The sequence below is a fragment of the Chitinophaga eiseniae genome (genome assembly GCF_900167135.1).
Taxonomy (GTDB): Bacteria; Bacteroidota; Bacteroidia; order Chitinophagales; family Chitinophagaceae; genus Chitinophaga; species Chitinophaga eiseniae.
On record NZ_FUWZ01000004.1, the window covers coordinates 14298 to 27598 of the forward strand.

At 45.4% G+C, this 13301-nt stretch carries 12 protein-coding genes; 4 read left to right on the forward strand and 8 right to left on the reverse strand.

Annotation, left to right across the window (positions count from 1 at the left end; genetic code table 11):
- The first annotated feature begins 1 nt into the window (after nucleotide 1).
- The gene (locus B5D63_RS23825) at nucleotides 2–805 is read left to right on the forward strand and encodes a glycosyltransferase domain-containing protein (protein WP_078671382.1); all 804 of its coding nucleotides are present in this window, start codon (nucleotides 2–4) and stop codon (nucleotides 803–805) included.
- 178 nt (nucleotides 806–983) lie between these two features.
- Nucleotides 984–1838, forward strand: coding sequence for a cupin-like domain-containing protein (locus tag B5D63_RS23830; protein ID WP_078671383.1), 855 nt, complete (start codon nucleotides 984–986; stop codon nucleotides 1836–1838).
- A 37-nt stretch (nucleotides 1839–1875) separates the two neighbouring features.
- On the opposite strand, the gene B5D63_RS23835 is transcribed toward B5D63_RS23830, so the two are convergent.
- From B5D63_RS23835 to B5D63_RS23850, 4 genes are all read right to left on the reverse strand, one after another.
- Nucleotides 1876–3153, reverse strand: a complete 1278-nt coding sequence (locus B5D63_RS23835) for a serine hydrolase domain-containing protein (protein ID WP_143313065.1) — start codon at nucleotides 3151–3153, stop codon at nucleotides 1876–1878.
- A gap of 31 nt (nucleotides 3154–3184) precedes the next feature.
- A complete protein-coding gene (locus tag B5D63_RS23840) occupies nucleotides 3185–3613 on the reverse strand; it encodes an EthD family reductase (protein ID WP_078671385.1) in 429 nt (142 codons plus the stop codon).
- A 261-nt stretch (nucleotides 3614–3874) separates the two neighbouring features.
- Entirely contained in the window at nucleotides 3875–4696 is an 822-nt protein-coding gene (locus B5D63_RS23845) for a DUF4249 domain-containing protein (RefSeq protein WP_078671386.1), read from the reverse strand.
- Nucleotides 4697–4712: 16 nt separating this feature from the next.
- Nucleotides 4713–7085, reverse strand: coding sequence for a TonB-dependent receptor (locus tag B5D63_RS23850; RefSeq protein ID WP_078671387.1), 2373 nt, complete (start codon nucleotides 7083–7085; stop codon nucleotides 4713–4715).
- A gap of 437 nt (nucleotides 7086–7522) precedes the next feature.
- Between B5D63_RS23850 and B5D63_RS23855 the strand changes: the two genes are divergently transcribed.
- Nucleotides 7523–8338 carry a sensor histidine kinase gene (locus tag B5D63_RS23855; RefSeq protein ID WP_235021618.1) on the forward strand — a complete coding sequence of 272 codons (816 nt, stop codon included), beginning with the start codon at nucleotides 7523–7525 and terminating at the stop codon, nucleotides 8336–8338.
- Between the two features lie 40 nt (nucleotides 8339–8378).
- Nucleotides 8379–9101 (forward strand): LytR/AlgR family response regulator transcription factor, encoded by a 723-nt coding sequence (locus tag B5D63_RS23860; RefSeq protein WP_078671389.1) that lies wholly within the window; start codon nucleotides 8379–8381, stop codon nucleotides 9099–9101.
- A gap of 13 nt (nucleotides 9102–9114) precedes the next feature.
- On the opposite strand, the gene B5D63_RS23865 is transcribed toward B5D63_RS23860, so the two are convergent.
- From B5D63_RS23865 to B5D63_RS23880, 4 genes are all read right to left on the reverse strand, one after another.
- Entirely contained in the window at nucleotides 9115–10080 is a 966-nt protein-coding gene (locus B5D63_RS23865; RefSeq protein ID WP_078671390.1) for an alpha/beta fold hydrolase, read from the reverse strand.
- A 232-nt stretch (nucleotides 10081–10312) separates the two neighbouring features.
- On the reverse strand, nucleotides 10313–11092 hold the full coding sequence (locus B5D63_RS23870) for a class I SAM-dependent methyltransferase (RefSeq protein WP_078671391.1): 780 nt from the start codon (nucleotides 11090–11092) through the stop codon (nucleotides 10313–10315).
- Nucleotides 11093–11165: 73 nt separating this feature from the next.
- A complete protein-coding gene (locus B5D63_RS23875) occupies nucleotides 11166–12248 on the reverse strand; it encodes a hypothetical protein (RefSeq protein WP_078671392.1) in 1083 nt (360 codons plus the stop codon).
- Between the two features lie 73 nt (nucleotides 12249–12321).
- On the reverse strand, nucleotides 12322–13296 hold the full coding sequence (locus B5D63_RS23880) for a FecR family protein (RefSeq protein ID WP_159456134.1): 975 nt from the start codon (nucleotides 13294–13296) through the stop codon (nucleotides 12322–12324).
- Between the last annotated feature and the right edge of the window lie 5 nt (nucleotides 13297–13301).

Here is a 13301-nt window from a genome sequence, read left to right on the forward strand (position 1 = left end):
TATGAAAGTTGTAACTGTTATTTCCAATAAAAACAATCTTGGATTTTTTAAACTGAAAACATCCTGTGCCCTGAAAGGGCTGGAGCTGGTAACGCTGACCTGCCCGCAGCAGGCTTTTCAAAATCACAGAATGAAGGACAGAGTATTACATGCTTATTTGAGCGAGCTGGCAGACAATGAGATCATCCTGTTTACCGACGGTTATGATGCCATGATGCTGGCAGATGAGGAAGAGATATTGGATAAGTTCTATAAAAGCGGTACCGATCTGCTGTTTTCCGCGGAAACCTGCTGCTACCCCGATAAGTCGTTGGCGTCGCATTATCCGGCCACCAGCAGCTCCTATAAGTATCTGAACAGCGGCGGATTCATTGGCAGGGCCGGCCTGCTGAAAGAGCTACACGCAGCAGACCTTTCCGATATATCCTCCAACTTTACCTATAGCAATCAATACCTGTGGTCTGTCATCTATCTCCGGAATCAACAACATATGAAGCTGGACACCGACTGCGAAATTTTTTGCACCTTCTCTCCTGAGATTACCGAAAAAGCACTGGGAGAAAGCCAGAGAGGAAACAGAGAGGCGTATGTAGCTTATTTCTACGAATGGTTCAACCAATATTTTATCATCAGCAATGGCAGAATATATAATAAGATCACCGGTACCTGGCCATGCAATGCCCATTTCAACGGAGGCGCCTCCTGTTTCCTGGAGGACTTTATGGAAAGCTGGGAAATACTGTATGAACTGATACCGGGCGAGAAAAGCCACACGGTTATTCCCGTACACCCTGCCACCGTTTAAAATATAATGATCGTTATGAAGGATTGGGTAACGATCGCCATCCCTTTTGCAGGAGGCAGCGCTTATTCTTTTTCGGAACTGGCAAATGGGGTACGATCTCCCGTATAATGACGGCCGTTATAGGACTATAAAAATTAACCAGGATTAAATTTCTTCAAAAATCATCTAAAATTTTTTTATGAAGGTGCAGAGAATCGATAACATCAAAGAGCAGGAGTTCATTGATAAATACCTGCTGGCCAATGTTCCTGTAATTGTTACAGATGGCATGAAAGACTGGAAGGTGGATAAATTCGGGCCGCAACAGCTTGATCAGGCTTTTGGCCATTATGAGGTACAGATCTATGATGACTTGTTCGAGTTGCAAACAATAGACACGCTTCACAGTTACCTGTTGGACAATTTCAACAAGCCTGCCGGTAATACGCATAAGCCTTTGTACATCCGATGGTACACCAAATTGAAAGAAGTGGATTTCTTCTGGGCCGACGAGGTGTTTGAAAAACTGTCTGATTCATGGGCGCATCCCTACTTCATTCCTAATGATAACCTCGTGATCCCTTATACACCGGAAGGAGGAACAGCTAATGTAAATGAAGCGTACTATCCATACAGGGGTCTGTTCATTTCCTGCAAAGGCGCCCGCACAAGGCTGCATAAAGATCCCTTCAATAGCAATGCGGTCCTTTGTCAGTTTTATGGAGAAAAAGAAATGCTCCTGTATGCACCTGACCAGCAGCCGTATGTGATGAACGAACACGGCTTTGTAGATCCGAAAAATCCCGACCTGCAAAAGTTTCCTCAGTTCAACAAAGCCAGGCCCACCTATGAAGATGTACTGGCCCCGGGGGAAATAGTGCTGTTCCCTGCCGGATGGTTTCATGATGTGACCTGCGCCGGCGATAGTATTTCCATTACATGGAACTTTGTACATCATGCAGAAAAGGAGCAGTTGTCTGAATTTATACGCCTTAACCCGGAAGACAGCCAACTGGAAATTGTACAGTTCTTTCTGCAGGGCAGGAAGCTTTGATACAGCGAGGGATTACTGTCGTCGCAGGTTGTATCTGTCAGTCCACCGGGTGCAATTTTCGTGCGTAATGGCTCATCGTGCTCCATACCTCTTCAAATCCTGCCAGCAGTTTTTTGTTAACACCATTCAGTCCTTCCAGTTCTGTATTGGTGATTAATAACATGCCATAACCTTTGGCGGGGCTGAAGAAAAGAAAAGCAGTAACTCCTCCATCGCTGCCGCTATGCCCGATGATGCCATTTTTTTTCATGGCATAGAACACGCCAATATTAGGCTCTCGTGGATCTATATTCTTTGGATTATAGGCAGTTGAAAATGCAGGGTGCAACATGGTGGTATAAGACGCTGCAGTAAGAGTTTTTCCTTTGCCTTTCTGCCCTGCAATATTTTCTTTCAGAAAAAGACCCAGCTCATGACAGGAAGTGGTAAGTCCTCCATCCGGATAAGTAACGGAGCTGTATTTTGGATAGGGTACCCTGAGGCCGGTGTATAGGGTTGCCAGCTTCGCCCGGTCTGCGGTGGCGGTAGACCAGGTGGTATGTGTCATCTGCAATGGCTGCAGAATGTATTGTTGTGTGTACCGGGCAAAGGAAATTCCTGATTTAAGTTCAATCAGCCAGGCCGCCAGGTCAGAACCGATATTGGAGTACTCATATCTTTTACCTGGTGCGGCTTTATCAAAATTATTATTTGAATAATAAGCGCCGGATACACTTAAATAAGCCTGAAGAAATGCGGCTAAAGTGGTGTCCTGTCCTTTTGCACCATAACCTTTTGATTTCAGCAGACTATAGATGGGATTGTCTTCCTGCAAAGGGGTGTTGTACAAGTATGTCTTTTTGTATGCAGCCGGGTTATCTGTTATCCCTGAGGTGTGCGTGACGAGGTGTTTTAACGTGATGGGTATTTCAGGCGCGTACGGATGTTTCACTTTAAAAGGTAAAATACTGTTGATGTCAGTGTCCAGGGTGAACAGGCCTTGTTCTATAGCCTTCATCACTGCCATGCCAATAAATAGTTTGCTGATAGAAGCAATCGGTTGTACCGTTGTGGTGGTGTAAGGAATGTTTTTTTCAATGTCAGCGAATCCAAACGCATGTTCGTATAAAATACTATCACTGTTTACAATAGATACACTGAATCCCGGAAAACCGTTTTGCTGGTATTGTGTGGTGAGCGCGGCTGTTAGCGAATCTGTTATTGACTGCCCTCTGACAGGATCAGCATTACAGATAAACAACAGAAGGAGAAAGAGTTTTCCGATCTTTTTTTCAATAGAACCCCGGTGTATATATTTCATATATGCGTAGCGCAAGCTATGTGTTTTATGTTGATGTAAGCTCGCTTTATTTAACCACTTCACTCACAAAAATGGAAGGAATGGTATTGGTGTAGTTTACAAAGTCCGCACGGATCGCATCCAGATGCGGAGCGAGGGCCGCCCGATAGTCACTTAAGCTTTTTACATAAAATATACCAATAGCCATAAAAGGTAAAGCCTGGTCAGGAGCGCCGCCCGAAAGCCCTTTTTCAATAGTGTATTTAACCAGGTTCGATCCTAAAAAACCTGCCACCATAGGCATATGCTTAGTTTCATAATACTCCATATTGAAAGTTTTGCCCTCAGCATAAGGGTACATAATGGATACCTTAATTAAGCCTTTTTCTGTGGCCATAGTGTGGTGTTTTTGGGATTTTTCCGATTGTTTTTCCTGCCCGTAGGCAATAGAACAAGTGGCTAAAAGCAAAAATGACAGTATTAAACGGATCTTCATGGTTAAATCGTTTTGTGTTACAAGATATTGAAATTATCGTTTGCTTTCAGCTGTAAAATTCCGTTTTCAATCTTCGTTTGCCGCTGGGGACAATTTTTTTGCGACAAATTCGGCATAGGGAGTGGTCAAGTTGTCTTGTGGCGACAGGTTTTAAATATGCAATAAACAGATCATGCCCATTGGCAACCGGGGCGTGATCTGTTTTTTTTACAGGCATTGAAGGTGAGCCTGATACATGCGATGCCTCGGGGCTCCGGTATGTTATTGTACTGTATAATCTTTTATTGCCACTTCCGACAGTCTGAAATAGCCATAGGCGAAATTTTCGAAATGGGTCTGATTGACGATATTCCCTCTCACCGCGCCCGGTGCTGTTTGAAACGGGCCGTTGCCTGCCCCGGCTGCGGTTAATAGTTTCCTGAAATAATCATAGTATCTCCTGGATATTCCATACAGCCTGATGTTGATCTTATCTCCGGATTTGAGGTCTTCATCGGAATAATATTCCTGCAGTAGCTTCCCCTGGCCGTTCCGGTCATCCTGGGCTTTATAATCCGGAAACACGGATACCGGCGATAGGATACGGTGCAGATAGTAATTTTCTTCATGGCCGTTGTCCTGGTAATAGTAGGTGATTTCCACCTCATCACCGCCAAATCCACCGGCGTTATTTTGTACGATGTTGTTGTCAATATCCGGTGCAGCTATACAGGTTTCCGTGGCGGTATAGGTCTCCCCGTTTAAAACTACTCTCAGTTTATAAGTTTCGCCGATGACCGGATGGAAGTTGGAGCAGCTGTATTCTCCTGTGCCAGGATTTTCGATGAAGCTAAAGACAGTATTTTCAGCATTCGTAATAACGATATCCGCTCCTGACACTGATGGAAATATCGTGTCGTAATATCCGGTGGAGGTGGAGAGTTTGATTTTCTGTTCATGACCGGTTGTACCCTTGATCCAATCAATCGATGCATCGATGACCAGTTGGGGAGCAGCGGTATCCAAACCCACTTCCACTATTTTTGTGCAGGAAAGCAGGAAAAGGCCGCATGAAACTATCAGGTATTTAAAAGCATTTTTCATTTTTATTCTATTGGCATTAAAATTTGAAATTGTAAGTCACGCCCGGAATGATACCGAAAATCGATATCCTTTTTGCTTCGCTTAATCCTGTTTCCCTGTTTTGCTCGAACATCAGGGAGGCTGCGTTGTTTCTGCCATAAACATTGTAAATACTGAAGACCCATTCACCTTTCCATCTTTTTTTACTGTCAGGTCTGGGAGTGTAAGTGGCCGATAGGTCCAGGTGGTGATAGGCCGGCAGCGAATTGATATTCCGCTCCCCGTAGTTGGCGATTGTGATTCCCTGGTACTGGTATTTGCCGATGGGGTAGGTGGCGGCTTTCCCGGTCTGGTAGGTGAAGAGGCCGCCCAGGCTCCATTTTTTCGTCAGCTGATAGGCAGTTGTCAGTGAAAGGTTATGTGTTTTATCGTAATTGGCACGATACCATTGTCCGTTGTTGATGCCTGTTTCAGCTTCATTTCTGCCCGGGGTGTGCTGCTCCGCCCTGGAAAGAGTGTAGGAGAGCCAGCCGGTCAGTTTTCCAGTATGTTTCTTCAGCATCACTTCAAGGCCATAGGCCCTTGCCTCCCCGTTTAGCAATACCTGTTCTATGGCTTTGTGGGCAATCAGCTCGGCGCCGTCGATATAGTCTGCTTTATTTTTTATTTTCTTGTAGAAAGCTTCTGTTTCCAGGGAATATTTCCCGCTGCTGAAATTTCTGAAATAGCCTAACGCAAACTGGTCAAGTATTTCGGGCTTCAGGTATTGATCGCTCGGCGCCCAGATGTCGAGCGGGGAGACGGATGCGGTGTTGGAAATCAAGTGGATATACTGGCTCATCCGGTTGTAACTCGCCTTGACAGATTGATCGTCACTGATGGAATAAGAAACGGCGAGACGGGGTTCCAGGTTTCCAAAATCAATGATCTTTTTGTTTTTAGCATAGTAGGTGGTACCCGTAGGTGTTCCCTCTTCATAAATTTGCAGGGCAGGATTGAAAACCACGGCCTGGTTATTGGCATAGTTGTTTACCTGCTGCTCTCCCAATCGTTGGAAGTAGCTGTATCGCAGACCATAATTCAAGGATATTTTATCCGTAATTTTTTGTTCGGCACTGATATATAAAGCATTTTCCCAGGCATACTTTTTTTCAATCTGGTCGGCATTGACAGGCGATTTGTCATCCATCGGTTTTATGGTGCCGGGATTGAATTTGTAGTAGATGGAATTGAGCCCGTAATTCAGGACCAGCTTATCAGACAGGTGATGGTTGAAATTGTACTTAAAATTATAGTTGCGGATATCCGACACCCAATCAATGCCAACATATTTTATCTTCAGGCCATAGTCGTACTTGCTGTAGATGACGGATGCGTTGGAAAAAAGTTTCTCGGAGAAAATATGATTCCAGCGAAGGTTAAAGAAAGAATTCCCATAGTTGTTGGTGAAGAAATTGCTGAAATCCATTTTGTCCTTGCCGAAATAGGCTGAAAGAAAAATTCTGTTGTTGTCGTTGAGCGTATAGTTCAGTTTAGCATTCAAATCATAAAAAGAAACTGAATTAGGATTGTCAGCCAGCTTCATCAGCAAATGGGCATAAGAAGTGCGGCCGGCCACCACGAAGGAACTCTTATTTTTTACGATGGGGCCTTCCGCCAGCAGCCTGCTTGAAATAGCCCCGATTCCGCCTGATAGGTGATATTCCTTGTTGTTCCCTTCTTTCTGATAGATGTCGAGGACAGAAGAGGTGCGACCGCCGAAATTGGCGGGGATGCCTCCCTTGTATAATTTAAGGTCTTTTATTACATCAGCATTAAAAACAGAAAAGAAGCCGAACAGGTGGGAGGTATTGTACACTACGGCTTCATCCAGCAGGATCAGATTGCCGTCAACCGAGCCGCCCCTGACGTTGAAGCCTGTTGCGCCTTCCTGCGCAGTAGAAACGCCTGGCAGTTGAAGAATAGCTTTCAGGATATCAACTTCTCCCATCACTGCCGGCATTTTTTTGATAGTGGAGATGGAGAGTTTGTTCACGCTCATTTCCGGGTTCCTGATATTGCTTGTGGTATTATTGTACTTTATCACTACTTCGTCTAACGTTTTACTTTTTTCAGACAGCGGGAAATTTCTCCTGGTGTTTTGTTTCAGGGAAATATGCTCCTCGATACGCTCAAATCCTATACAGCTGATGACGATGGTGTACTCACCTTTGGGCAGGGTGATCGTATAAAACCCGTACGCGTTGCTAACCGCTGACACTTTTGCCTCAGGGATGAAAATACTGGCGCCGATGACCGTTTCTGTACTGGTTTTCATGGTGATGGTTCCGCTCAGTGTGACTTTCTCCTGTGTATATGCCCTGAATACAATGGTTGTGAACAGCAGGGTATAAAGGATCTTGTATCTCATTTTTTAAAAGTCGATTTAACAGTTGTAAATTGGATACAAAACTATTCCTTTAGATAACCGTCATTTTTTAATTATACCAAAGGTGGTATCTTTTATAGCAAAGCGCCACCGGGTATGGGAAATATATCGTCCGGCTGATGCGTTTCTACGGTGCTTCCTGCTTTCGTATAAGAAGCATACATTTTCGTATAAAAGCAGCGAGGAAAAAGGCTTTAGGTGTTAAGTTTGTTTTATACTATTGATAAATGAATGATTTTCCCCGTCAGCAGCTTATGAGCGAAAATGTGCTTTTCCGCTTTCTGATATCACCTGATCGCCGGGTTTTCCGGCATGCGTTACTGATTATCTTTATAGCCGCCGTGTTGTACAACAGTGCCTCTGTGATTGCTAACCCGGTCGCAGTATTTGTATATTTTATTATATTATTTTATGTAAATATGTATATACTTGTGCCGAGGCTTTTGTTCAGGAACAAAAATATTGCCTACTGCTTGTCTGTTCTCGGTATCGTGGCTGTAGTAGCTTTTTGCGGGTATTTTTTCAACCCTTTTAATAAGGAAAACGGGCTGAATATCCCGCTTTTTTCCTTTCTCACCGCGTTGCTGCTGGCAGCTTCCTCCTCTATAAAGCTGTTTCAGAAGGGAATGATGGACAAACAGCTGATCCACGAGCTGGAGCAGTCGAAAGCTTATGCGGAACTGGAACAGTTAAAGAATCAGATCAACCCGCATTTTCTGTTTAATATGTTAAATAATGCGAATGTGCTGACGAAGAAAGACCCGGAAAAGGCCTCGCAGGTTTTAATGAAGCTGAGCGACCTGTTGCGCTATCAACTTTATGACAGTGCCAGAGATAAGGTGTTGCTGACTTCCGACATTCATTTCCTGGAAGACTTTTTAAATCTGGAAAAAGTAAGGCGGGACAGCTTTGATTTCCTGATTTCAAAGGAGGGGAATTTGAGTGGTGTGCTGATTCCTCCTTTGCTTTTCATTTCGTTTGTGGAAAATGCAGTGAAGCACAACAATGATGCGACAAAATCATCCTATGTAAACCTGTACTTCGATGTCAGCAACGATACGCTTTTGTTTAAGTGCATCAATTCGAAGCCGGCGTTTAGGTCCGGGAATAATACAGGCGGCCTGGGATTGGTAAACGTCAGGCGGAGATTGGAGTTGTTATTTCCGGCAGCACATAGTTTGCATATCGAAGATGATCCAGAAAGGTATTGCGTAACTTTAACCATCAGGTTATGATGTCGGGCGTACCTGGTGTTACACGTAAAGCGTCTAAAGTATGAACTGTATTATTATCGATGATGAACCACTGGCAAGAGAGGCCATAGCGATGCTGGTTGACCAAACGGACGGTTTAAATTTAACAGGTTCGTTCAATAGTCCGGAAACCGCTGCCAGCTTTATTGAAGGCAACATAGTTGATTTAATCTTTCTTGACATACAAATGCCGGGAATTAACGGTATTGAGTTTGCCCGGACCATTCAGAAGGAAACCCTGGTGATTTTTACAACTGCTTATGCTGAGTTTGCTACCGACAGTTATGAGGTAGATGCAATAGACTACCTGATAAAACCCGTGAAACCGGCTCGTTTTCAGAAGGCGGTTGAAAAAGCGCAAACCTACGCCAGATTGCTTAAAGCGGACTATGCGGATAACAATATCGAGCAGGTAGCCGACGATTTTTTCTTTGTGAAGGCCGACCGGAGAATTTTTAAGATCTATTTCAATAGTATACTTTTTATCCAGGGTTTAAAAGATTATGTTGTGATGCACACGGAAAATCAGAAGGTGATTACAGCGATGAATATCAAAACGATCTATGATCAGTTGCCCAGGGATATGTTCGTGAGAGTCAGCAAATCCTATGTCATCAACGTTAAGCATATCGGTTCCGTGGATAATAACACGGTATATATCGGCGCCAATGAGATTCCGATCGGCGCCATTTACCGGGATTTCTTCTTCAACAAATTTGTGATAAAAAAAATCATACGGCGATAGTTAAAATTTGTGGTTAACGCCAAAATCGGGTTACGCGGGGCAGGACGTCCTCTAAGATTGTCTTCTGAACTTCCGCTGCGGCAGTATACATCAGCAGATGACCCTCATTTTTAAACCAGTACACTTTCTTTTCAGGAGCCTTCAGCTGCTCAAAGTAGGCATTGGAGAATAGAGCATTTGTTTGGAGATCTTTACCGCCGAGAAAAAAGTAAACAGGTATCTTCAGTTTTCTGATGGATTTGGACAAAGGTACTGCTGTGGCGTCATTCCATGGCTTCATCCACGTTTGGCTCCAGTCGCGGAGATATTCTTTTATCCGTACGGAGTCTTTAGCCGGGAATGGCGTTCCGGATAACTGGTTCATCCATTTTCTCGAATAGTAAAGATCATCGGCGTTCTTAAAAGGCACGGAGACGGTGCTTATTTCGGCTAATGCCGTTTGATTGTTATGGGCTGCCGCCCAGGTTTTGATAGTGTCCAGTGCATAACGTTCGCTTCGCTGCTGGTCTGTCACCGGGCAAACTACCATCAACGCAGCAACGGACTCCGGATGGTCCGCCGCCAGCCTGAAACCAACAAGGCAGCCCCAGGATTCGCCCAGCACGTAGATCTTATTTTTGTTAAACTTCTGCTTCAGGTGCGTTACCAGGCTGTAAGCGTCTTCTGCCACCAAAGGGAGAGCGGGAGGAACAGCAGAAGCATTTAGTTGCAGTGTTAACCCCGTTTCACGCTGGTCCCACATCACTACACAAAACCGCGTTCTCAGTAACCCCGTAACCTGTTCCATCCCGGGGATGCGGGATTCGCCGGGGCCGCCATGGAGAAACAGCAATACCGGCCCGGTGGGATTGCCATTGACGGAAATGACCTGTTTTAAGCCACCGATCGTAAGGGTATCATAATAACTCAATGGCTGGGACAGCGCATGATTTGCATAGAAAGTAACCAGGAAAAACAACGTACATAAGCAGTTTTTCATAAGGATGAGTATCTTAAAGGTGATGGATTTTTGCGTGATGTAGTGCTGAAGTTTTTCTAAAAATACAAAATTAGCTTCACAATGTACAGCCCGGGTGTTATAAAATTGCCCCGCTGGTGGAGACCAGTAGGCGTTTTAAATGTGTTTTTTTCGAACTGTCTGTCACACCATAGTCTGATAGGAGGGTGGATATGGTGATTCTTTAACCGTTGTTGCAAACATTTTTGATCGCTCAGTTTTTTCGAACAATTGTGTACAGGTCCAGGCAATCGTCGCCAGGCCTGGCAACGAAAAAGTCGGCGTCTGTGATATTGTTGCTATCCCCCGGAACGGCAAGGAACAACATAATACGATTGATATTATTCATAATGGAATAGGGTATCCGCAGCAGCCATGCGGGTGCCCGGTTAACCAGGTTCCATCGGTCGAGGCTTAGTATTTTTGCTACAGATTTTTTATTGGCTTCGTAGTAGGCAGTTACCTTTTCGTTGCCATATACGCCCATTACCTCAACATGTGTAAAGTGTCTTAATAAGATTCGGGAAAATTCACCCGGTGTATATTCCCGGATATGAAACGGGTTTCTGACTAATGTGGTCGACCTGTTGGGCGTTGTGATAAAAGCTGATCCGTTGGGTCGCAGTATTCTTTTTATCTCTGCCAGCAGCAGGTCATCTTCTTCAATATGTTCTATCACCTGGAAGCATATAATTGTGTCAAAACGCTCGTCGGGAATAGTTTGCAAATCGGGCAGACGGCACTGGTGGTACTGTATATTTGATGTTTCTAAATTTACTGCAGGCTTCTTTTTGTCAACGGCTACGTAGGTATTTGTCGTTTCCGAAAGTATTTTCATGCCGTAGCCCGCTCCGCAGCCCAGTTCCAGTACATCTTTTCCAGTGAGGTAGCAGGAGGGTATACTGTTGTAGGCAAATAGATGACGGTAAAAAATGTAGTTGTTGATGGATGTTGCATCACTCGTTCTTTCCGCCGTACGAATAAGATTTATCATGTGTTGAAGTTTTCGGTGATTAATTCCTTTTTAATTTTATACACACTGATAAATCAAAACCCTTACCGGGAAATTATAAATGATGCATTGGACAATTCAGGCGTGTTTTTTTTCGTTTGAAGTCGATGCGGTAGATGATGCCTGCCTGAATGCCTATCCATATAGCGGTGCTGGTGGCTCGCTGCGGATGGTAACTGTCATGCAGGTTTAATAGCGGAGCTACCAGGCCGTAGGTATGAATGAATGCTTCTTTTTCCAGCATGGGTGCCGTCATTTTATCGTTTTCATAATACCGTCTGAACAGCATGTTGAAGGTAATGCCGGCCTGTATGCTGAGGCGGCTGGTCAGGCGCCTGACGATAGTTGCGTTGGTTTGTATCCAGTTTCCTGTTACCGCGACCTTCGTGTTTTTGATGGTGTCCGGCGTTGTAAAACTTCGGGATAAGCGGGAGAGGAGGATGCTGGCGGATAGATCGGTATTGTCACTTAGTGGTACTTGTGTGCCAGCCCCGAGGCGTACCATCGCAACCTCCTGTTTCAGGGCGACAGCAGCTGTCAGGTGTAAACGCTTATAGCCGGCGGCGGCAAAAAGGTTGATGAAAGAAAAGTCATCGATATTCCATCCCGCGCCAAAGTACAGGCCGCCCATTGGTGGCAGCGGGATGTTACGTTTGTTTGTCGCGGCAGGAGCCGGTGGGGAGCCATGATTGCCGCGGCCGGTGATGGCAGTATCTGCGCGGATGAGGATTGTATCCGGAAGATGTTGTTTTTGCGGTACAGGATAATGGGCCGGGATACGAGGGAGGCTCAACTCCGGAGATGACATCGCGGGCAGGACGGCGGTCTGTATTTTTTCCAGCGGGATGATGACAGGCGGCTGTTGCCGGATACTGCGAGGTGACGGCCGTCTGGAGGTCTTTGGATTATCGGTGACGACAATATGGTTGCCTACGGTCTGGAAGTCCATGCCGGCCTTGTGATGTAGCAACTGCAGCAGTTTTTGCACCTTGTATCGTCCCCGCTGAAGCCGGATGGTAGCTCCGGGAGGAAAGCGCCTGGTATCTATGGAAAACAGGAAGCCGGTTTGCTCCTGTATGTCTTCCAGCAGGTCGTCGAATCTAACGCAGGTATCATCTATTATTACGTTTTTAGCCACATGGGGAACTGTTTGGGCGGTAGCCTGCAGTGACGCCCAACAGTATAGGAGCAGTAGTATCCACTGCCTTTTTCTAGTGAGTACGCTTTGCATTTAGTATGATGGAATCATTTGAATGATGATATTGAATCGAGAGGGTGGCGGAAACGACGTTCATGATATTGTCGAGGGACTCATTACGGAAGTCCGCGCTCATGGTCAATTGCTGCAGTGTGCTGTCTGCCAGGATAATCTTTGTGCCGTAAACGTCGGCGAGTTGCCGGCAAATATCCGCCAGTGTGCTGTTGACGAAGTGGAACTGCCGGGGATTTGCCGCGGGAACTGGCAGTTCCGTCTTTTCGTATAGCCGCAGTTCCCCTGTTGTGGTTAAATACATTGCCGACTGGCCGGCTTTGAGAACAACACTGTCCCGCGGAGATGTCACCAGTACGCTGCCGCAGGTAACGGATACATGCTGGTCATTTTTTTCATTGACCACCTGAAAGGTGGTCCCCAGTACCTTAATTGTAAGCGACCCGGCTTCTACTTCAAAGGGTTGTTTACTGATACGCTTCACCTGAAACCAGGACCGGCCTTTTACGACCACCCGGCGGCGGTTGGCCGTCTCGTAATATTGTAAGCTGGCGCCTGCATCCATCTCAACTACCGACTTGTCCGGGAGCGTGTCTTTATGTAGAGCGTCGATACTATACAAACAAAGCTGTGGCTGCTCTTTTGGCGGTTGTACGGAATAACGCATGATAAAATGTGTGCATGTGATAACGATCACCACCATCGCGGCTATACGGATAAGTAATCGGAGGTTTTGCCGGCGCTGCTTTTGCAGTTTTCGTACTGTTTTTATTTTTTCCCAGGCCGCGGATGCAGGGAGGGGAGCATAAATTTCACCGTCTATTTTCTGCCAGATGAGGCTGATTTTTTCAAACAGTTCCTGGTTTTCAGGCCGCGCCCGTTTCCAGTTTTCCAGTATGATCGCTTCACCTGGGGAAGCTTCGCCGGATAAAAAGCTGGTGATGAGTTCATTGATCTCTTCGTCTGACAGTGCCATGATCA